This is a genomic window from Methylomonas montana (assembly GCF_030490285.1).
GTDB lineage: Bacteria > Pseudomonadota > Gammaproteobacteria > Methylococcales > Methylomonadaceae > Methylomonas > Methylomonas montana.
The window spans coordinates 1776992-1798779 of sequence record NZ_CP129884.1 but is presented as its reverse complement, the minus strand read 5'-3'; the positions used below and the strand labels follow the sequence as shown (position 1 = coordinate 1798779).

18 protein-coding genes and 2 riboswitches are annotated in these 21788 nt (G+C 56.4%); of the genes, 1 reads left to right on the top strand and 17 read right to left on the bottom strand.

The window, feature by feature from the left end:
- Position 1: 1 nt before the first annotated feature.
- The 4 genes from QZJ86_RS08350 to QZJ86_RS08335 form a co-directional block, all read right to left on the bottom strand.
- The gene (locus QZJ86_RS08350; RefSeq protein WP_301938089.1) at positions 2-151 is read right to left on the bottom strand and encodes a VPLPA-CTERM sorting domain-containing protein; all 150 of its coding nucleotides are present in this window, start codon (positions 149-151) and stop codon (positions 2-4) included.
- Complete coding sequence (locus QZJ86_RS08345; protein WP_301938087.1) at positions 141-2177, bottom strand: hypothetical protein; 2037 nt, start codon at positions 2175-2177, stop codon at positions 141-143. Before QZJ86_RS08345 ends, QZJ86_RS08350 begins: the two co-directional genes overlap by 11 nt.
- Before the next feature lie 177 nt (positions 2178-2354).
- Positions 2355-4172: a class I SAM-dependent methyltransferase gene (locus tag QZJ86_RS08340; RefSeq protein ID WP_301938085.1), complete on the bottom strand. Its 1818-nt coding sequence runs from the start codon at positions 4170-4172 to the stop codon at positions 2355-2357.
- Between the two features lie 66 nt (positions 4173-4238).
- Positions 4239-4649: a group III truncated hemoglobin gene (locus tag QZJ86_RS08335; protein WP_301938083.1), complete on the bottom strand. Its 411-nt coding sequence runs from the start codon at positions 4647-4649 to the stop codon at positions 4239-4241.
- A gap of 29 nt (positions 4650-4678) precedes the next feature.
- Between QZJ86_RS08335 and QZJ86_RS08330 the strand changes: the two genes are divergently transcribed.
- Complete coding sequence (locus QZJ86_RS08330; protein WP_301938081.1) at positions 4679-4807, top strand: hypothetical protein; 129 nt, start codon at positions 4679-4681, stop codon at positions 4805-4807.
- Positions 4808-4902: 95 nt separating this feature from the next.
- On the opposite strand, the gene QZJ86_RS08325 is transcribed toward QZJ86_RS08330, so the two are convergent.
- The 13 genes from QZJ86_RS08325 to QZJ86_RS08265 all read right to left on the bottom strand — a co-directional run bounded on the left by QZJ86_RS08325 (position 4903) and on the right by QZJ86_RS08265 (position 21595).
- Positions 4903-5787, bottom strand: a complete 885-nt coding sequence (locus QZJ86_RS08325; protein WP_301938079.1) for a hypothetical protein — start codon at positions 5785-5787, stop codon at positions 4903-4905.
- 108 nt (positions 5788-5895) lie between these two features.
- Positions 5896-5973, bottom strand: a riboswitch (cyclic di-GMP riboswitch).
- 583 nt (positions 5974-6556) lie between these two features.
- Positions 6557-8170: a ShlB/FhaC/HecB family hemolysin secretion/activation protein gene (locus QZJ86_RS08320; protein ID WP_301938077.1), complete on the bottom strand. Its 1614-nt coding sequence runs from the start codon at positions 8168-8170 to the stop codon at positions 6557-6559.
- On the bottom strand, positions 8167-9036 hold the full coding sequence (locus QZJ86_RS08315; RefSeq protein ID WP_301938075.1) for a coiled-coil domain-containing protein: 870 nt from the start codon (positions 9034-9036) through the stop codon (positions 8167-8169). The genes QZJ86_RS08320 and QZJ86_RS08315 overlap by 4 nt, the downstream gene beginning before the upstream one ends.
- A gap of 9 nt (positions 9037-9045) precedes the next feature.
- Entirely contained in the window at positions 9046-10947 is a 1902-nt protein-coding gene (locus QZJ86_RS08310) for a putative porin (RefSeq protein ID WP_301938073.1), read from the bottom strand.
- Between the two features lie 79 nt (positions 10948-11026).
- On the bottom strand, positions 11027-11698 hold the full coding sequence (locus tag QZJ86_RS08305; protein WP_301938071.1) for an energy transducer TonB family protein: 672 nt from the start codon (positions 11696-11698) through the stop codon (positions 11027-11029).
- Positions 11699-12223: 525 nt separating this feature from the next.
- Positions 12224-12628: an ExbD/TolR family protein gene (locus QZJ86_RS08300; RefSeq protein ID WP_301938069.1), complete on the bottom strand. Its 405-nt coding sequence runs from the start codon at positions 12626-12628 to the stop codon at positions 12224-12226.
- Between the two features lie 3 nt (positions 12629-12631).
- Positions 12632-14413, bottom strand: a complete 1782-nt coding sequence (locus tag QZJ86_RS08295; protein WP_301938068.1) for a DUF2341 domain-containing protein — start codon at positions 14411-14413, stop codon at positions 12632-12634.
- A gap of 334 nt (positions 14414-14747) precedes the next feature.
- On the bottom strand, positions 14748-15587 hold the full coding sequence (locus QZJ86_RS08290; protein ID WP_301938066.1) for a PEP-CTERM sorting domain-containing protein: 840 nt from the start codon (positions 15585-15587) through the stop codon (positions 14748-14750).
- A gap of 22 nt (positions 15588-15609) precedes the next feature.
- Positions 15610-15696: riboswitch (cyclic di-GMP riboswitch) on the bottom strand.
- 148 nt (positions 15697-15844) lie between these two features.
- Positions 15845-16264 (bottom strand): hypothetical protein, encoded by a 420-nt coding sequence (locus QZJ86_RS08285; RefSeq protein WP_301938065.1) that lies wholly within the window; start codon positions 16262-16264, stop codon positions 15845-15847.
- Positions 16265-16406: 142 nt separating this feature from the next.
- Positions 16407-17564 (bottom strand): cytochrome-c peroxidase, encoded by a 1158-nt coding sequence (locus tag QZJ86_RS08280; protein WP_301938063.1) that lies wholly within the window; start codon positions 17562-17564, stop codon positions 16407-16409.
- Between the two features lie 114 nt (positions 17565-17678).
- Positions 17679-18752, bottom strand: coding sequence for a molybdopterin-binding protein (locus QZJ86_RS08275; RefSeq protein WP_301938061.1), 1074 nt, complete (start codon positions 18750-18752; stop codon positions 17679-17681).
- A gap of 334 nt (positions 18753-19086) precedes the next feature.
- Positions 19087-20712 carry a hypothetical protein gene (locus QZJ86_RS08270; protein WP_301938059.1) on the bottom strand — a complete coding sequence of 542 codons (1626 nt, stop codon included), beginning with the start codon at positions 20710-20712 and terminating at the stop codon, positions 19087-19089.
- Between the two features lie 25 nt (positions 20713-20737).
- Positions 20738-21595 carry a hypothetical protein gene (locus QZJ86_RS08265; RefSeq protein ID WP_301938057.1) on the bottom strand — a complete coding sequence of 286 codons (858 nt, stop codon included), beginning with the start codon at positions 21593-21595 and terminating at the stop codon, positions 20738-20740.
- Positions 21596-21788: the final 193 nt, after the last annotated feature.

Below are 21788 nucleotides of genomic sequence, written 5' to 3'. Positions count from 1 at the left end.
ACTAAGCCACGCTACGCCGACTCACTGCCCCCAACCCCGCCAACGCACTGGCGAACAGCCAAACCGCCGCAGGCACAGGGACCGGCGCGGTAACGGCGTAGCCGCTGAAGCCGTTAACGGTGAAGCTGGCGTAGTGGTTGTCATAGGCCAAATCGTTGGCCGCGAATTTGGCCCAGGCTGAACCGTCGAAGTGCCAGACCGCCAGGTCGGACAGCTTGAAGCCGGCACCGATCAGCATGGATAGATAAACCGGGTCGCCGGAAGCGTAACCGGCACCAGGCGTAAAGTCCCAAGCACTGACCACGCCTTGACCGGATACCAGACCGCTTTGCAACAGGCTGCGCTCGCCGCTGGTGGCTTCGCTGGCCGAGATTGTCAGGCCTGGTGGGAGTGGTGCTGCCTTTAAAGCCCAGGCCGACACTGTCGCCGCTGGCGGCATCGGTGACCAGCAAGCGCTGGTTGACGGACAAATCTATCGTTTTGCTTTCGTCTGCCAAAGCCGTGGCCGCATCGGAAACGGTGACGGTGTGGGCGCTGCCATTCCAGACACCGCCCAGGGCTTGAACGCTGCCTGTGCCGGTTAGTGTGCCGTAAGCCATCGGGGTGTAGCTGCCGTTGGCGGCGTCGGCTCCGGCCGCAAGACGGATGGTGCCGTTGTTGGTGATTGCTCCGCTGCCATTACCGACGGTAAGGGAACTGCCGGCGCCAAGATCGGCCGTCATTCGTGACGACGTATTGATGATCAGAGAGGAAGCCGAAACAGCCCCTCCGTCACTGACGTTGAGTATTCCTGTGCCGTTTTTGCCGACGGTGAGACTGCTACTATTGATCCATTGTGAGCCTGCGCCGTCGACGCTGACCATACCGCTGGAACCGACGACGTTGCCGAGTGTGGCGCTGGTATTGGTGACGATTGCGCCGTCCGTGATGCCTAGGGAGCCCTTGCCAGCGTTGCCTACCGTGATAACCCCGCTGTTGGTCCATTTCGAATTCGCGCCGGTCACAGTGGCCGCGCCATTGGCACCCACCTTGGAGCCAAGAAAGCCGCCATTGGAGGCAATGTTGACACCATCCGTGATGAGCAAAGTGCCGGCGCCGAGATAGCCGACACCCAATGCGTTGGCGCCGGTCAGGCTCAGGTTTACGCTTACCCCATTTAATGCGAAGGATTGTGCGGTGCCGTGAGATGCATCAAAGACCAGATTCAGGTCGCTGACGATCCCGGAGGTATTGATGGTACCTGCACCAGATAATTGGGAGCCAGCGGCATAGAAGCCGCCGGTGTTAAGAGTGCCGCCGTTCGCGCCAAAATCCAATGTGCCGAAGCCGCCGAGATTGCTGAGGCCGGTAACGGTTACAGACCCGCCGTTGCCAATGAAGAGCTTTCCGATGCCAGCTCCACCGACTGAAAGGCTATTGCCAATCCACTGCGAGCCGGCGCCATCGACACTAAGGTTACCTTTACCTGTTACGGTACTGCCTAGCGAGCCGCTTGCCGCCGTGACTTTGGCACCATTGGTGATGGCGAGCGTTCCGCTACCGGAATTGCCGACGGTCAGATTGTTGCCAACGATCCATGCCGAATCTGCGCCGTCGACGCTAGCGCTGCCGGTGGAACCTATCGATGCGCCGAGAATCGTGCCGGACGTGGTGCCGCTATTGACCGTGCCGCCGTTCGCGATGGTCAAAATGCCGCTGCCGAGGTTGCCGATATTGAGAAGCCCGCTGCTGTTGCTGGTCCAGGTCGAATGGGCACCGCTGACACTTACGCTGCCGACAGAGCCGGCGCTATTGCCGAGAATAGTGCTGAAACTGCTGACCGCACCGCCATTGGTGATGGCGAGAGTCCCGTTGCCGGAAGTCCCAACATAAAAAGTGCTGCTTGTCAGCTGCGAGCCTGCGCCGTCGACACTGAGTGTCCCGGTTTTGCCGGAAGCGTAGCCTAGATAGGTCTTGTTGACGGTCAAACTGCTTCCGCCATCGATATTCAGGAGGCCATCGCCGGTGTTGTACCCAATATAGGCGATGGTTGAACTGGTCCAGGTCGTAGGTGCAATGGTGGGGGAAATATCGCCACTGTAGGTCAGGGCCGCATGAGCAGATGAATCTGCCAACGCCCCCATCACCACCGCAGCAATAGGTAATAATCCAGTTATTGGATTGGAAAACTTATGCACGAAAAACTCCTCGCCCTAGGGCATTTGTTCAATAAATTCAATGGAATCGAAAGCAGCAAAGTCTCGTGCGAATTCCCCTCACCCTAACCCTCCTGCTGGAGAGGGGCTTAATTGTCCTTTCAGGGATTAACCTTGTCGGCCCGCCGAGCGGCATTGACCGAAACGGTGTCGCCGCCATTAGTCAGCCTCCCACGGTTTTTGCAGCACCAGCCCATACATGGACACAAAGGCGGCCGGGTACTGTTCCTCGAACTGTGCCCAATTGGCGAGATCGGTGCCGTTAGGATCTTGCGAAAAATTTGCCCGGTATAGCGCTTGTAACGGCGCCGGCAGGCCGCGCATGGTGATGAAACGTAAATCCAGTTCTGCCAGATGCCGCTCGATTTGCGGCAAGGTGTAGCGATGTTCGTTGGCGTGGAATACCAGGTCGCGGAACATGCTCAGGTTATAGAAATCCCGCCATTGCAGCAGCGGCCGTAGCTCTTCATGCTCGCCGGCCAGGATGGCTTGCCGGAATTGCCGCATCCGTCGCGGCGTGGGCTGCCAGGCGTTGTCGGCGATCAGCCGCCTGGCGCGGACCACGGTCTGCCGCGCCGCTTCGCTGTACAAACTCACCAGCATGATGCCGCCGGGTTTTAATAAATCGGTCAAAATTCGCCAGCCGGCCACGGGGTCTTCCAGGTGATGCAACACGCCGCTGGCGGTGATCAGGTCGAAACGCTCGGCAAAGCCATCCAATCGGGTGATGTCGGCTTGTTTGAAGTCGATGGCCTCGGCCAGCCCAAATTGCCTTGCCATGCGTTTGGCATAAGCCAGACTGGCACGGCTTAGATCCAGCGCCAGATAGCGGCCGGTTTGAATTTGCCGAACCAGGGAAATCGGTTCCAGGCCGGTGCCGCAGCCGGCGGTCAGCACATTGACCGGGCCATCGAATCCGTCCGGCAGATGCAGGCCGGGAGCGAAACTTGCCAGCCACTGATTGGCCGTCAAACGCCGATGAGCGATAGGGTCGTGCTGCCAGCGCGGAAACGGGTTTTCTTCGTATTGCCGGCGCACTTGTTCGGAGACTTCGCCGCCGGTGGTGGTGAGGCTTTCGATTTCCGCAGTCTGGGTGCGTTCCGCCAGGCAGGCTTGCCATTCACGGATCAGCGGCTGTAAATAGGGTTTCCAACTGCCGGAAGCCGGCAGGAATAGCGAACGGCAATCGGCCAAATCCAGGCCGGAGCGATATAGCGAGTGGTAGGCCAGCGCTGCTTGCCAGGACGGTTCGGACGGCAAACTCAAGCCATCTTCCAATTGCCGCCGCAACAACCCGACAATGGCGGTTTCCTGTTCGTCCTCGGCGATGGCGTATTCGGTCAGCCAATTGTAATGGGCCAATGCGCCGATGCATTCCCATCCCGCCTTGCCCGGACGAGCGCTTTCAACGGTCTTGGCCGATGCGGCGTAGGTCAGCAGCAGCGCCTTGCGCAAACAGCGCAGCGCTGCTTCGAATTCCGGCAGTGGAATCAGACTGCCGCGTAATAGCAACAAAAACAAGGGCGTTTGCATCATTGCCCGCAGCTTGCCTTGGCGCAGGGCTTTAACAGCCAGCTGCTGATCGCCGGACAATAGCAATTCTAACGCCTCGTTAAATGCCGCATCATTGCGTAGCGAGCGGGCAATCACCACCGCATAGGCACTTATATCGGTTTGCGCCAGCACACTATGCAATACCCGCCGAAATTCGGCGGAATCAGGCAAATGCACGTCGCCGGCTTGCAGCAACAGCAGAAAATTGCCGCGAACTTCCGGATCGTTAGGCGCAATCATCAATAGCCTGGTTTGCTGCGCCAGCGCTTCGCCGATATTGCCATTGCGGTACAAGGCCAACGCGTAGCCGGCCAATGCTTGCCGGTAATGGGGCCATAGCCTGACTTTACGAGAATCGTCGCCGACTATTTGCCGCAGCAAAACCGTCGCCTGGCTATAGCGCTGCTGGCGCATAGCTAGCATGCTTTCGCTGAGCAACCGGTTCAAAACGGGAAATTGCGGGTTCTGGCCCATAGACTACTGCAGGCCTCAATCGCCGGGTTTGGCGCAAGACGTTGTCGACGCCGGGCTGTAGTCGAAGAACATGCCGACCTTGAAACTTTCCGCCATATGTTCGGCGCGGCCGATGGCGCGGTCGGCGGCTTCCCCAGGCAATACTTCCCTGGCCGTTTGCCGAAAATATTCCAACCAGATGTCGAAGTGTTCGATCTGCAACGGCAAACGGGTATGGATGGGGTAAGGACTGCCCTGATAGCGGTCGGTATTCAGCAGCGTCCGCGACCAAAAGTTTTCGACGACGCGATGGTGATGGTCCCAATCATGGATGGCCCCGTCGAAAATGGCCTTTAGCCTTTCATCGGCCGCTGCGTTTTCGTAGAAGCGGCGCACCAGTTCGGCTATCGTCTGTTCGGTGACTTCGGTGCTTTCCATGTTCATCATTACCTCTTCATAACAAGCAATTTAAGCGATTGGCCAAGACTGATACTTGGGAAATGGGCCGTACCGCAATCAGCAACATCAGGATTGCGGCGCGGGAAGACGACAGTGGGCTACCGATGGCAAACACAACGCCTTTTGAGATTCCGGAATTCGGCTGATCGCAATTGTCGATTTTTCAAAAAATGCTGAAATTTCCGGATTGGAGCCCATGACGGTGATCCTGGTCTGTTATCGATAGAACGAGGCAGCGAGACTACTTAAGCGCACTGCGTCGTTTTGGAATGCCCAGGACGGACAGGAAGGCGCTCAGGAATAGCCAGACGGCTCCAGGCAGCGGCACGGCCGCCGGGCCGGCTTCGGCACTGACAAATATCTGCGGATGGGCGCCTGGTTTAGTGAGTTGGTTAATTAGATAAACGACTTGATCATCGGCCGCGTAGCCGTGGAAGGATAAATAGTCGCCGGCCAGAATGTCATTCACCAAGCCGGAAGCCAGGCTCAAATCCCAAAAACGCGGCGCGCATGAATCAGGCACGGAAAAACAATCGGTGGTGCCGTTGACGGTGCCGGTTGGATAAAAGAAGGTTCCAGCGGCCTGTTGGCCGGCAAACAGGTTGCTGTATACGCCGCCGGCGCCGTACACCGAAGTCCAGGTCAGGTTGGCATTGGTCAGGCCTGTTGGTCCCGCTGTTGCTGGATTGAACCAACTGTCGTCGCTGAAATAGGAAACGCCGAAAAAACCGGCATGAGGCACGTTGAACTGGTTATTGTTGGCCGGCACGCCTTGTATGTCGAAATTGGTGTACCACTTGAGCTGTACGTCGGTGACATGCCAGTTGCCCGCACCGTACTGAGCATCGAACCCGGATTTGATGGCCGCCGTGTTATAGGCCACCAGATTTTCCATCGTGCGAACTTCGCTGATGCCCTGTACCAGATCGGCTTGCGGCGAGGAAATCATCATCGCCCCATAGCTGGACATGTTGGAGTTGGCCTGAGCTGAATAGCTGGTCAGAAAGGTATCGGAGATGGCTTCTACGCTCAGAGTGGACGCCGCCGTTGCCAGATCCGTCTGGCTCATCAGTGCTGCGGCAACTGCTGCCGCCAAGGTGGATGGGGTAAATTTCGATTGGTTCATCTGGAATCCTCTTATAGTTGGGCTAAGCTCCGCATGCGCAACTGTTAAATGAAATTAAGGTCATTAGTTCGATCACTCAGCCTTGTTTAAAGGCTCTCTGTGCTCGAATGAGGCAATCCGGCCAACTCTGATAAGAGTCCCGTGACTTTCCGGCCCGGCCTTGCGGCTGGTGTGGCAGTTTGGGTTTCCCTGGCCGTTTTCCCTTCTTACGGCTTCTTCCCCGTCGACATGACCGCTCTGCCTATCCCGCCCGCCAAAGAGGGCGGGATAAAGGCAAAACATTTCCCTGTCACAGCATCCTTGCTTGCTCAGGTTGCTGCAAAATGCAATAACGGCTCCCAATTGGACGCAAGGAGCGAGAGCAGTATCGATATGTAATACGGCCATAACAATACGATATGTACAATAGGACATAACGAAAGCAATCGTCAACCCATGTCTACCGGCTATAGAGGCTGTTTGTGGTTTCCATTATTGATCCGTACAACCGTTTGCCTTTTTGCACGGTTTTCCTGATACAGGATCAGACTTTAATTTCAATTAGCTACATTCCGGCTATGTGTGCTCGATCTGATTTTTTCCGCGTGATTTGTATGGATTTAGGAAATAATGTTTTTTTGATCTGCAAACGATATATCAAAAAAAATATATCGTTTGCGGGTGATTGGCGTTTGAAAACGGCTGGATACGTCAGGAAATAACGAATTTACGGTAGGCTCAAGTTAACTAGGCAAGAGGCGCAAACTTTCTTGTTGACCGCGCTCGATCTTCAAAATTCATACACCATTCTAAAATCCACACGTTGCTGACCTTGATCGATCGTACTTTGCCGGTAAAACGGATAACTCCAGTCAAGTTCGGCCAATAAATGCTTGAACCATTGCGTACGCAAGCCGATGCCGGCGGAGGCCAGGTGCGCCGTGGCAGGGGTGGGGGCAATGGGATTGTTGGTCCAGATATTGGCCCAATCAAAAAAGCTCAACAACCGCAGGTTCTGGCTGTCTTCCCACTTCCCCGGCAGCAGATGCGGCGATTGCAATTCGACCGACAGGTTGACGCCGTGGTCACCGAGCAGCTGGGTTTGATGATAACCGCGCACGCTGAGCGGCCCGCCCGCCGAGAACTGCTCGTTGCTGATCAAGGATGACATGCTGGCCTGCCCCCCTGCCCTGGTCAACAGCCGGAAATCCCATGGCAAGCGCTGCTGATGCTTGAGATCGCCGGTCAGATAGAGAAAATTCGGTTCGGCATCGAGACGCTTGTTGGCAAACTGTTGCGCGTCGTTACCCAAACCGCGAATCGAAAAGTGAGCCGCCAAGCTCAGCGACGTCACGCTGGTCTCGTTGCGCCGGCTGCCGTCATAACCGGTCATGAACGAGGCATAGCTGATCGGCGCATTTTCAGTGAAGCTGGCGATCTGTTGGTCGAAGCTTTTGTAATCGAAGCCCAAACTCAGACTATGCAGAATGTTATCCGACGAAGCGGCCAAAGGTTTGACCAGCCTAGCACCGTAGATCGAACCGGCGCCGACCACCGACAGGCCGCCGACGCTGACGCCGAGTTGGGTATTGGAGCTGATGCCGATACCGTATAGAGCCAGGCGGGTATCGGCCCAACCGGTCGGCAACACATAGGTGCCAGACCAGACGCTGACTTCGTCGCTAAGCTCCGGCGACACCTGGTATTGCAGCGATACGCTATGAAAACGCTGCCACAAGTTATCGTAGCGGACCGAGCCCAATAAACGGGTATAACTGGTATTTTCGGAATTACGGCTGTTCATTTCGAGATTGCCGTGCAGCGGCAATTCGTCCTTGACTTTCAGCTCCACTTCCATTCTGCCTGGCGTCGATCCGGCCCGAAAAATCGGCGTGACATTGCGGTCGGCCGACTGCTGGGCCAACGTATTCATCTGCTCCTGCACTTTGGGCATATGCGGCACCAGGCCCTCCGCCAGGGCCGGCACACCGTCGCGGATCTTGCCCAGCGCATAATAGCGCGAACCGCTGACATGCAAGGTCTCGATGGTGCCTTCCACCACGCTCAAGCGCACCGCGCCGCCGTCGACATCTTGTTCGGGAATTGCCACTACCACGGTTGGATAGCCGGCATTGCGGTAGGCTTCTTCCAAAGAAACGCGGGCTTTTTCCACGTCCTCGACGGTTTTGTCCGGCCCTAAATGCGGATAAACGGCCCGCTCCAGCGCTTCGTCATCCAGCACGCTGTTGCCTTCGATCTGGTAATCCAGCACATCGAAACGCGGCTGCTGCTCGCGAGCCCTTTGCTCGGCAATGTCAGCCGATTGCGCTGGCGGTTCGGCCGCTTGAACGACAACACCGTGCAGAATCAAGCCGATCGCAGCCGTTAAAGCATTGCGCGTCATCGCGGCGTCCCGGCACCGGGCGCGGTACGGCGACGACTAGCCGCCTCAACAGCAGTTTCGACCGATTCCTCGGCCATCACTGACTCGCTGCTATCCGACGTCAACCCACCCTGTTCCGGCGGCTGCTTACCGGCAATCACGTCGACGGCGGGCACGGACTGATCCGGCTCTTCGGCCCCGTCGCTCGCCGGAGAAATCGCCTGCACACCGGCCGTGCCAGCCTGGAACGGCGTAATCTTGAGTTGTTGCAAGCGATAGCGATAGTCTTCCGCCGCCGTCTCGGTTTGCACTTGGCCGATGCCGGTTAAAGGCTCCAACTCGGCTAACTGCTGCCACAAGCCTTTTTCCTTATATTGATTGACGATCTCCAGATTGGCGTTGCGCAGCTTTTGATTTAGCGCTCCGCATTGCGCGATCCATTGCTCGCGCTCCTTGACGGCCTGCACCAATAGATTGTTGTCGTCGCTACTGTCGCGAGCCTTACTCACCACCTCGTTATGCTTTTGCAGCAAAGCCTGCTCGCGCTGGCGCTGTTGGCCCAGTTGCGTTTCCAGATTGCCGCGGACCGCTTCCAAGCCGGATTTATAGCGTTCCACTTCGGCCTGTAAGCGTTGCAAGCGGGCGACCGCCGCTTCCAGACTTTTGACTTTGGCGTCCAATGTGGCTTTTTCCGTCAGCCAGACGGCTTTTTCGGCTTCCAGCATGCTTTTCTCCTGGCTCAGTTGGCGGATGATGCCTTGCGCTTTCTTGATCGCCTCGCCGCCAGGCGCCTTGGCTTCGGCCCGGCTGTTTTCCACCCCCGCCAGCAACGCCGCCAGTATCAGACAGGATAAACAGATCGGCATGGAAGGTACTCGTTTAAACATCGCCGCCTCCTAAAACCTGGCATTCAGATCGACATTCAAGGTGTCGATACTGTATTTGGGACCGTCGATGCTATCGGAGCTTAACCAACGCAGGTTCAGCCAGGTATTGCGCGCCAAGCCGTATTGCACGCCAGCCACCCAACCCTTGGCGTTGGTACCGCCCAAATGAAAGATCGAGTCGGTGAAGGCATCCAGCACCGCATCGCGCTGCACGTAGCGATAGGCCAGATTGACGCTCCAATCGGCCCAACGCCGGACCTCCGGCCGGCCGATATCGACCCGTATTTGATAAGCCGTGGTGCGGGGATCGGAATCGGTGTAGTTAACGATGCCGTTCTGAAACTCGGCGGCAATCCGTTGTCTGTCGAAGCCCAAGTTCTTGGCGTAATCGGCGGTCAGCAACACATGGGCCGGCGCGAAACCGGCGTAATCGAGCATTGCCGTGGCATTGAAGACTTTGAACTCCGAGGCTAGGCCGAACAAACAGCCAACCGTATCGTCGCAGACGCCGTTCAAGGTGTTGACATCGGTGATCGCCACCATCGAATTGCCCTTCTGCACGAACTGCGGCGCGGTCCAGTCGTAAGCATGGCTGCCGATCGGATTAGGGCGGGCGTTGACGTTTTGGAATTCGTAGTACGACGCGGCGACATTGAACCGCGAATCGTCGAACAGCAACCAGTCGACGCCGAGCTGTCCGGCATACAGCCATTTATCGTTGACCGAGACGTCGATGTCCTGCAACGGAAATACACCCAAGGTCAGGAACAGGCTGTCGGGGGTTTGTTGCCCCTGATTGATGCCGAAACGCGCGGTCGGATTAGGCGCGTGATAGCCGGCCAATTGATTACTGCCCCGGTTGAACGGCAGGCGGACACTGCCGGCCACCCCTTCGAAACTCAGATCGGGGTCGAAAACCACGTCGGTGGAGACGAAGGGATTGATAATCCGCCCGGCGTACAGACTGAACCAGTTGGTTTTTCGCTCGTCCAGGAAATCGTATTGCAGATAAGAACGGTCGATCGCAAACTGGTAAGACTGGCCGGTATTGCCCAGGGTCTGATCGTTGGACACCGGGTTGTTGATATTGCTGGTGGCGAAACGAATGCCGGCCTTCAAACCCTCGGCCAGATTGGCTTCAAAGCCCAGACGAAAGCGTTCCCGCAGTCGCAAACGGTCTTTTTGATTATTCAGGATCGCTTCGTTCGGGTTTAACGCCACCTGCCGGTTCAAGCCGCCTTGCGGGGTATTGCCGGCCCGGTTGATCGAAAGCCAGTTGTAGGGGCCGAAAAAATTGCCGTCGGCATCGATGCCGACATTATCGACACCGCCTTCGTTATCCTTGGCGTAGAAATCGTCGGCAAAACGCACACGCATATCGAAACTGGGATGAATCGCCGCCACCCACTCCGGCAAGGCGCCGGGGATACCCCAACCTTCGGTTTTGGCGTCCTGTTTGACGTCTTGCAACACCTCGGCTTTCAACTCGGCACGGACCTGGTCGCGAATTTCCTTTTTGACGAACTCCGGCACATAGCCGACATGCTTGATCTTACCGGCCTTGGTTTTGCCGCTGGCCGGCTCGCCGCCCCACTCGGCATTGACGGCAGCATCGCCCGCCGGGGTATTGACAGAGGACAACTCACTGACCGGCGCGGCTTTACCGCCATTGCCGCGAGCCGCGCTGGCTTGCGCGGTTCTGGCTGCTTCCGCGGCTTCCCGCTCGGCGGCGCTAACCAGACCATTCCCTTCGTCTTTGTTGATCACGCCGCGTTGCACCAACAAATCGACCAGATTGATCAAGGTGGATTTTTTGACCGGGATTATCTCGTCGGCGGCTTGCGCCGCGCCGGTCGTGACAGCCAGGCTGCCGGTCAGCAGCAGGACCAGGTTTTTCGTTGCGGTATTCATTGTGGTTTATCGCTTAATCAATAGTCTTAAAAATCCGGAGTGTTTGTCATGGCAATACTCACATGGAACCAGGAAGCCCCTACACCCTTGAGATGAGCCGAATCCGAATCGGCTGCGGCATGTTCTCCGGCGGCGGACGGCCAACGCTAGCTGTTAGCCTTAGCAGCGCGGCGCGCAAGGCCTGATCGACATCGGCCTTACCGCTGCCGGACGATAATTCGCTGCGGTCGACACGGCCGTCGGCGCCTATCCAGACATCGACAATGACGCTGTAACCGGCCTTGCCCGCGGCGCTGTCGGCCAGCAGACTTTGCAAACCGTTCTCCACCTGGCGCTGAATTTGGCCGCCGTACCAGAGAATGGCGTTGCCGCCACCGCCGCCTAATATCGATCGACCGCCCTTGCGCGCCGCCAGACCAAAGCCGTCGCTGCCGGCTGCGCCGTCGGCATCCAGCCCAAGCTCTTCCGCGGGCGGCGCCTGGTCCTGCTCCGGCGCGGGTTCCGGTTCGGGCTCGGGCTCCGGTTCTTCGATCTTTTCCTCTTTCACTTCTTCCGGCGGCGGCTTTTGCTCGGGCGGTGGTGGCGGCAGCGGCGGCGGCTGGATCATCGTGATCCGTTGCGCCACTTTCTTGGTTTGCGGCGGTTTCTCGAACTTTTCCGTCAACCACCACACTCCCAGCGCTATCAAGAGGCCCAAGCCAATCCCCAATAACAAGGGCAATCGGCGCAGCCAGGCATATTTGTTTTTCATCTCGTTATGTTCATTCGTGGTCACGGGACCCAAACGCCCGTGGTCTCAATTCAGTCCTAGCCCAATATCTGCTGTTGTTTCACTTCGGCTGCCTGCCGCATGGGCACTCATCGTGCCCACCGTACGCATCTAAATCCCCAATATTTTCAAGTGTCGGGACAGGGTGCTTCCCGTTATTCCGCCCCGAGCATCGCAGCTTTTGGCAAGATCAGCCCGCCAGGGGCGCGGCAAGGATGCCGCGCGTTTTCGGAGGGCCAGGGATGGCCCTTCCGAAAACCCTCGCCAAAAGCGAGACGCGCAGGATTAAGGCGGAATGTCGGGTGGCCTTTTCTTTGAATACTTTCTTTTGGCCACGCACAAATTCGTCAGGAACGAATTTGAACAGCCAAAGGCTGGCCCGAAGGGCGAAAACCATGGATGGTTTTCGTAGCGAAAGTATTTCGGCTGTCGGGCCGAGACCCGACTTCAAAATCATCCTCGCGTCAGCGACACTTCTTCCAACACCTGTAGCAATCAAAAACATCCTCACTTCACCAACTTCTGCGTCACCAACCCCAACTGACTAATCTGCAACCGAGTCACCACGTCCAACACTTCGATGACTTTCTGGTACTGCACGCTGGCATCGGCTTTCACCACCACCGGTAAGTCCGGGGTGGCGGCTTTGTATTGGGCCAGGCGGGTTTCCAGTTCCTGGAGCGACACCGGGTAGGTATCCAGATAGATGCTGCCGTCCGGGGTAATCGAGATGGCCTTGGTTTTGGGTTTGGACAAGGACGGCGTGCTGCTGGCCTTGGGCAGACTGACGGTGATGCCCTGTACGGTGGCGGTGGTCATGATGATAAAAATCAGCAACAGCACATAGGCCACGTCCAGCATCGGTGTGATGTTGATGTCGTCGTAGATTTTGCCTTCTTCCTCGACTTTCATGACTTAGGCTCTGCGCTGTTGTCGGGCGGCGCGCATCGACAACACGGCCAAAAACTCGTCGGCGAACATCCGCATACTGGCGGTGATGTCCTTAATCCGAGTCAACAGGTAGTTGTAGGCAAACAAGGCTGGGATCGCCACGGCCAGACCGGCGACGGTAGCCAGCAACGCGGCGGCGATACCGGGAGCGATGGCGTTAATATTGACGTCGCCGCTGGCGGCGATCGCCGCAAAGGTAATCATCACCCCGACCACCGTGCCGAGCAGCCCCAGGAAAGGCCCTCCGGCGATGGCGATGGTCAGTAACACCATGTTGCTGTTCAGGCGTTGGCTTTCGCTGACGATCTGGCTATCCAGCTTGACGCGCAGGTAATCCCAGGCTTCTCGGGTCACCACCTGATCGGCACCGCCTTGCAGCTTGTTCAGCTCGTGGATCGCCGTGTGGTACAGGTGATACAAGGTCGAGCTTTGGAAATGGTCGTGTTTGCCGACCAGCGCGGTCAACAAGTCCGAGTCGGCCAATTCCTGTTCGTCGCTGGTTTCGTCCTGATCCAGTTCGCCGAGTTTGTTCGAGTCCAGCCGGCGATATTTTTCCAGGAAGGCTCTGTTATCTTTCGTGACACGAGTAATGACCAATGTTTTGGTGACCATGACGATCACGGCAACGATCAGCATGATCAGGGTCAGACCTATCACCACCCAGCCGTCGACGGTGACGTTTTGGACGATGACCATGAAGTGGCCGGCATCGCCGCTGCTAACGGCTTCGTCCTGGCCGTAGCTCAACACCGAAAAGTCCGGGCTTTGGCTGCGAAAGCCAAACTTGACCCAATCGGCACTGCGGGCGGTGGCGGCGATTTGCACTTCGTCGAGTAGGCCCACCAGGTTGCGGCCGATGCTGATCGTCGGGTTAACGGCGGCTAACGTAATGGCGGCATTGCCGGCCAATACGCCATCGACATACAGTTCTAGTTTGTCGCTCTTGGCGGTCACAGCAATATGTTGCCAGCGGCCCAGGGTCAGGTTGACCGAGGCGGTGCTCGCGCCAGCTAACCACTTAGCGCTCAACACCGTGCCTTGAATGCTCAATTCCAGACCATTCGCGCCTTCGCGGGCTTCCAGCAGGCTGGCGGCGTTCTGCGGCTGATCAAGCTTCAGCCAGGTAGAAAAAGTCCAGCCTTTGGCGGGCGCCATGACCAACTGCGGCGCGGGATTAATCGACAATGGTCCGGTGCCGGTGAATTGAGCCGCAGCACCTATCCAACCGGCCGGCTGAATCGTGGCTTTGGAGTCGGCGGCGTGGCTGGCGTAGGCGGTGGCGTCCTGCGGCAGCGCTTCGCCGTCCTTGAAGTGGTAGACCAAACCTTGCGCCACGTCGTAGAGGTTTTTCGGGTCGGAACCATCCGGTGCATTGGCGTTGCCGTAGTACAGCCAGAAGTCGTCGCTGCTCACGCCGCCGCGCACTTGCGGCAGTTTCACCCAGATCAGACCGATCTCGCTCAACAGGTCGACTTGCTCGACGTCGTACACCAGCGGGGTTTTGTCGTCTTTTAAAAATCGAAAATCGCGGCCGTTCTCGGCCAGTTCGACGAAGTAGCCGAAGTTGCCGGCATGTAGCCGCACCAGTATCGGCACATCGCTCAGCGTCTCCTGAATGTCGGCGCCGGTCGCCGCTGCGTCCACCGCCAGTTGCCGGCGCGACGACCAGTCGTCGTTCCACCAAGCCAGGCATAGAGAAGGTAACAAAAACAGGCTCAAGGCCCACTTCAGTGCATTGTGCGTCATGAGTGTTAGCGGAATTAGTTCGGTTGATGTTGGCTATGCATGGGGCAATTCATATTCATCGCATCGGCTCCATGGTCGTGTAGTTGCGCGTCGAACCATTCATCGGCGAGTGACGGCTTCCGGCGGTAAAGATTATTCATCATCCCTGAGTGAATAATCGCGCCTACACTGTCACGGTGATTGCCTGCGGCGGCCCTGGCCGTCCGCGTCACCTCGGCTTTGACCCAACCAGGGGATCAAAGCCTTGGCTCTCGCATGACTCCACGCCGTTTCGCGATGCCTTGCAGTTTTTCTAGTCGAAAAACCGCCCGGCGCTGCGGCTTCCAGGGACTACTCAACCTTCACTCGCTAGCGCTTCGTTTCCAAGGTTTCGCAGCGGTTGCCTTGAGCCAGCGGCTTTGCGCCGGCCAGCCAGCAGGCCTAACAGACCAGTACCGAACAGCCAAACCGCGCCAGGGACGGGAACGGAAGCGACGGATACGACATTTTTAATGGTTTTGGATGAGCCGATCAAGGAGCTAAATGAGCCGTTGCCGTTATTACCATCCAATGCGTTGACCAGATCTAAAAAGCCGTTGCTCAGACCCGCCAACCAGAGGTTTTCGCCAGTAGAACCGCCGGTCAAACCAGGGTTATTCGCAGCCCAGCCACCGGTGAATTTAGTTTTGAAACCCACAGCGAAACCGCCATAGGTGCCGACATAGTCGGGAGTATTGTTGTCAGGGTTGATATCCAGTAGTTTGGCGCTCAGCAACAATTGCTCGGGTTGCGCGGACCATGAGGTGTTGCCAAAGGTGCCGGCAGGCAGGCTGCCCTTGATTTCCAAATAGTTGCTCAAGCTCGTAGAACCGATTGATGTGATCAATTTGCCGGCCGAGTTGAAGTTAGCCTGATATTTCACGCTATCGCTACCCAAATTAACATAATTGTCCACATCGCCCCAGAATGAAGCAGTGGAACCGGTGCCTTTCAATTGCCAATAAGTGCTTGAGCCAGAACCTTTTCTCTCGATCTTGATCGTTTCGTTGACATCCAGGAACAAAGGCCAGCTTGGCGCGCCGACGCCAGTGGCGTTATATGAGTATGGCACCGCATCGGCCACAGCGTTACCCGTGGTGGCTGCCAGCGGTAACAACAGGGCGAAGGCCCAGCGTGCATATTTAACGACTTTCATTTAAATCTCCTTAATTAATTAAAGTGGCAATCCGGCTATCGTGATGTATCGAACCCTCAGACCCGCAGTTTTCCGCCCCGACCTCACGATCGGTTTAGCTTTTACACACTTCTGATTTTGAATTAACACAACATAGGTACAACATGCCCTGCGCTTCCAGCGATGACTAAAACCTCGGCTCAGTCCCTATCCATGCCATGCCATGCCATCCCATTCATGCACCGCATTGAACAGCGCTGCGTGCTTGGTTCGGAAGCTTAGGCTGGCGCCTCCCGCCTCGGCTGTATAACCGATCTGTAATTGGCCTGGTAGGCAGCGCGCAACTGCGCCAAGCCCGGCATATCGGCGCCATGAATGAAGGCCGGGGCGGAAAAGTCGCCACGCCCGAAACGTTGTGCCAGTTCCTCCAAATGGCGGCGAATCGACCAAACCTGCTCCAGATCCATATCGTCGCGGGCAACGATCCGCTGCACGCCGCCGTCGGCTGTCTTTAGAAATTGATGCTGAGTCCGGGCCAGGGAAATCGGCGTCACTTCGGCGCCGCGACGGGCGACTTCCGCCTGTCTGGCAAGATCTTCGGCCGAAGCAGGATGACTTAACAGTGCCGATGCCATCAATTGGCAAAGGCATGCAAAGCGAGCGCGCAATGCAGGATTGATGGTGCAAGTGTTATTCACTAATAAACCTCCTTCAAGTTTTCTCAACAGGACGAAAACCAATACTGGGAAAATCATACCAAGTGCCTCGGAAAGGGTAGGCAGCCAGTCCAAGCTACCTACCCACCTTTCAGCGCGGTTCCTTAATTGCCATTCCAATGTTCTAAGGAAGGGGAACAGGGCTGGTTTCCGGGCGGAAGCCGTCGGTCAGCGTCGTCAAAAACGTCACGATGTCGTCGACTTCCTGGGCGCTAAGACCCAGCCGGCCTAAAGTGCCTGGCAACAACTGAGCGTTGCGATGGACGGTTTCCGGCACCTCGGCGGGCGGCCAACTGGCGACGTCGCGGGTGTTGTCGAACATCACCACTTCGTGCAGCGTCTTGAACACGCCGTTATGCATGTAAGGGGCAGTGACCTCTACGTTGCGCAGCGTCGGAATCTTGAATTTACCTCTTTGCAGCGGATCGTTAACCACCGCGCCCAAACCGACATCGACAAAATCCGCCCCATCTGGATTCAGCTCCGGCGGGAGGTCGTAGTAGGGGTTTTCGGGATTTTTCGGTACGCCCAGGTTTTGAAAACCGAAGCTGGTAAACAGCGGTCTGCCGTCCGGCCCACCCTTGGGCGTATGACAGTTGGAACAGCGCGCCTTGCCCATGAACAGAAGCCGGCCCCTTTCTTCCGCGGGCGTCAGCGTAGCCAGGCCGGCCAGGAAGTAGTCGTATTTGGCGCTGAACCGATTCATATCGTCCGAGCGTTCATAAGCCGCCAAAGCTTCGGCGATATGCTGAAAGGCCGTATCGACATCGTTTAGGGATTGCGGCCCGAATACCTTGCGGAAAAGATGGGCGTAGGACGAGCGGCGGACGGAACGCACCACGTCTGACTTGTCCTGGTTATGCATCTCCAACGGGTTCAGGAAAGGCTGTTTCGCCTGTTCTTCCAGCGTTCCCGTCTGCGACCGACCGTCCCAGAACAAGCCACCCACATACCCGCCCTGCGGGAAGGCCGGACGCACGGTTGGATCGAAATGGAGCGGCGGGGTGTAAGCCGTGTAGGCCGTGGTCATCGCGTTTCTGCTACCTAAGCGGTCCTTGAGAACGCCTCTTGACACCGGGAGGGCCTTGTTCGGATCGGCGAATCCGGCCGCCGGACTATGACAGGTGGAGCAACTCTGGCCGCTGGGTTTAGAAAGATCCGGGTCGAAAAACAGTTTTTCGCCCAGTTTGTCGATAGTCTCCGCTTTGAGTTTATCGGCATGGACGATCGAGCTCAGAACAAGGCTGCTAAACATCAGTATTTTGGGTATGGCTCGCATCATATTTCTCTTGAGTTATAGTGAATCTGGTACGGATGGGTAAGGCCATCAAGATCGAACAGCGAAACGGCTTTACATCCTCGTCGGATATTTTCAGGAGCCGCTCTCCTTTAAATGTTATCGGGCTGTTCCATGTAAACGATTACGGTAACTATTGAAACCGAACGCAAACAAACCGCTGAGCATGAAAATAGCGCTAGCCGGCAAAGGAACCGACGCCACGCTGACCACGGTCAGACTGGTCAGATTGGAAACATAACGGCCGCCCTTGGCGACATCGCCCGGCACCACCAATTCGGCAAAACCTTTGTTACCTAGCGAATTGCCTAAGCCGTCGGCATAGGCCACCAGTACCGAGATATTGCCGAAATTGGGATTCAGTTCGCCCAGCGCAAACACCGCCTGATAGCCGTCGCTGCCGGTAGCAACTACGTATTTACCGAGAATGTCGTTTTTGACGGCGGGATTAGCATTAATGCCGGACAGATTTACTAAATCCCAAAGCGATACGCCGGTAAACGACGATCCAGTCAGCGGTGGCGTATTCACAGTGACGGTCTGCGCCGGCAGCGCGGCCGCCAGGCTGGTCAGGCCGTAAGTCGCGGCATTGGCGACCGCGCCATTGACGGTAAATTGTCCCGACACGCCGGAGGCGGCGGGTGTGTAGTCGACATGGCCGACGTGCAGACTGGACAGATTCGATACCCAACGCCCAGCTTTGACGTCATCGGGCGACACGATGCGGGCGAAGCCGTTGCTGGTCAAATCCGCGCCGTTGAGTTTATAGGCAAGGATGTCGTTATGATTGCCAAAGGAGGCATTCATTTCCGCCAACGAAAATACTGCCTTATAACCGTCCGTACCGGTGGCGACCACATAATCGCGCAAGATGTCGTTCTTCGGTACGGTAGGATCGGTCTTTAAATAACTACCGAGAAAACCGCTCAGCGATACGCCGGTGTAAACATCGCCATTGCTCAAGGTAACGGTTTTCTGGGCGCCGGGATTGGCCTCTGCATAGCTTTGCAAGGCGGCCAGGTCGAAACTGGCGGGGCTGCCAGCGTTAAGATAGCCGCCCAGACTAAACTGGCTTGATGGAATCGCCGCGAAGACTGGATTGGCGAGTAATATGGCTAGCGACAGCCAGACCAAAGCAGCCGCGCGGCTAAGAAAAATTTTAGTGTCCAACATCAATGAGACGCCTTGGGTTAAATGAACAATTGCCGATAGCGATCTGGTCAAACCACGCATATCGGCGGAAGGCGGCACGTCCTTGTGCCGTTCAAGCCAGCCAAATCCTATGGCAACAGCTTGAAGTGTTGCTTGTTAACGCTATCTGGTATTTTCGATAGCTCCGACAACCGCCCCGACATCCTGTGCTCGGCGGCATGAAACTGGTTGGCAGGTCTCGCAAACCTGCCTATCGAAGAAAGGTGCACATCCTCGTGCCATTCAAGCCCGCCAAATCCTTATGGAATCAACTTGAATTTCCGAATCTATCGTTGCGATCGCCGCGTTAATATCCCTAACGCAGTTCCACGCTGCCGAAGTCCGGATTGACGACAGGGACCGCGCAGGCATCGGGAGTGCCACTCAGGGAACGTGTGAACGGCGTCACTGGGTTGGCCGGATCCCAAGTGGCCGGCGGCGCATGGCCGTTCGCGCTCAGCGCAATGTAACCGGCCTGACCCCAGCTATGATTACTCAAAGTACCGTTGCGAGAGGCAATCGTGCTGGGCAGACTGCTATATGCCACCAAGGCATTCAATGCGCTGTCCTGGTTACCGTTCACATTGTTTTTCCAGGAAATCGCGTACTCGCCAACCAAGGGATAATGACCCAGATAAACTTGCTCGCCGGTCGGCAGCGCACCGTTGATTTTAATGAAGCGGTATTTAGCGGTATTGCCCGCATTACGTTCGGTCGTTTGAATACTGATCGCCCATTGGTTGCCGTGCGGAACACCGGTAGCAGGCGGATTGGGAAACGGCGCCGGATTGCTGGTGCCGAACCAGCCGTTAGTGCCGTCGTTATAGTCGCCCAGACATTTTTCCACCGCGCCCAAACTGGTGGCATATTGCACATCGGCAAATCCGCCCGGTTGAGCCAAGTTAGGCGAGGATTCACCTAGACAAGGGCTTTGCATCACGCTAGCCAGCAAGGCCACCTGCTGGCCTGCGCCATTTTCGCGGCGGCAAATATGCACCGCGGTATCCAGGGGATTGGAGAGCCCGGCCACACCCGCCGTGACGCCATCGGCAACCACCTCCGGCAAGGTTTTTTCGACACTGCCGACTTTCACCCTGAACGTACTCCAATCGGGAATCTGTCCGGAAAACAAACTGACCAGTATTTCCTTGGACAAACTGGGGACGCAAGCCGCGCTTTCGTTACCTACCGTACAACTGGCGGGCAAGGAACCATTCTGGATTTGCGCGTACTGCAAAGCATTACGTAATTTCAAGGTCACCGGCGTACCGATGATATGGCCGCCCAAGGCATATTTATTGTCTAGCGTGGTGGCATCAATTTCCGGTTTGCCGGGCGTGACATTGTCCGTACCCCGAAACACATCCGGCGTTACGTCAGATGTCGCGGCAGTTGCCGCTATGCCGGCCGTAGCAGTGGTACAGGAATAGTTCCATTGATAGGTGGCGCCGCTAGACGAATAAGAACCGTTGAAGGCACTGCATACCGCCGCAGTTGGGTCTTTCAGATAAGTCAGTAAAGTGCCATTGGCGACAGCATCCAAACCGACATAAGAAGCACCTAGCCTACGCCGGGAAATCCATAAGCGGGTGGTATGGTGCGCACCGGTGCCGCCGGTCAAGCCGGGTATCTTGGTGTCGTCTGTATTGCAATAAATCGCCGAATAATTGTCGTTGGTCGCTTTATCGGCGGTACTGGCGGTATAAAAATAGACATGCGCGGTAGTGCCGGCGCCACTAGGTGTCGGGTCATCCAGACACAAGGCATTGGTCGGTGTGAGACCGTTGATCATGAAGCCGAAAGCCGGATCGTTGGATTGCGAACCCGGAATATAAAGCGTCAACTGCGGGGCACCGGCGGCCGGTGTCAGCGCCCAGACATTGCTGACGGCGGCCATCAGCAAGCCGGCGGCTGCCAATTTGCGCGATAAAGAAATAAACATAAATGCTCCAAAAAGTAGTAGTCAATCAAACTGCCGAGGAGAAGCCGGAGCGTTTTTGAACTCTTAAAACAGCCAACATACCGCTCAAAAACAACCAGACAGCACCAGGAACGGGCACCGGTGCTGCAGTGGAAGTCCAGTTCAGTTTGGCGTTGGCGACATCCAGACTCAAAAAGCCGCCCAGCTTATCGAAAACGGCTGGGGTACCTCCGGCAACTGCGCCACCGGGAGAATGGACGAAGAAAAAATTCACTGTCTGGTCAGGTGTTTCACCATTCCTGACCACCGCACTGCCAACCCAACCCGCGATATTCATCGATGCGCCCCAAGTGTTGTTGAAATAAGACGATATGTTGTTGGTTGTCACTTCGCTCAAATTCAAAGGAAAGTCTGTATTGGATGCATCACCGTTTTGTGCATCCTGGTTGATGTTCAAGGCATTGGCTCTAGCCATGACCTTGTTACCCCAGGTTGCGAGTGTGGTCATCGCGATACCACCCGGCGCGGAAGACCCCGTTCTGCGGCTCATCAAGACACCAAAGTCCGCGTCGTTGACCCCGACATAAGAGTTATTGCCAGCTACATTGAAGGTCAGCGGATCGCTGGTAAGCGATGCCCAGTCCACAAAACGTTGATCCAAATTCCAGGAAGTAGATGCTTGCTTGCCAGCCAGAAAGCTTTCAACCGTGGTGCCTAGATCGATACTGTATGAAGTTGCTGCCGCCTGGTCCCATACGTTCAGAAACATTTCACCCGCCGAACCGCTACCCAGAGCCTGAATCGCCAATCCTCCATTGTTGATCGCCGCCTGCGCGGTGTTGATACTAGCCACGACACAAATAGCTGCCGCCCATTGATAACCTTGCCGCTTTACCGTTTTCATAAATTACCTCGTCAAATATGATGAGACCGTAGTCCCGTTACCTACCCATGGCCGCAAAGTCGTGCCGGCATCAATCTATCCGTACCGAATACAGCCCTCTCGGTCAGGAGTGATCGGTCTTCGTTATGTCCTGACGGCTATAACGTATTCTAAAAATGCGAACTCGGTCAAATCTAATTAGGCAAATAACTTA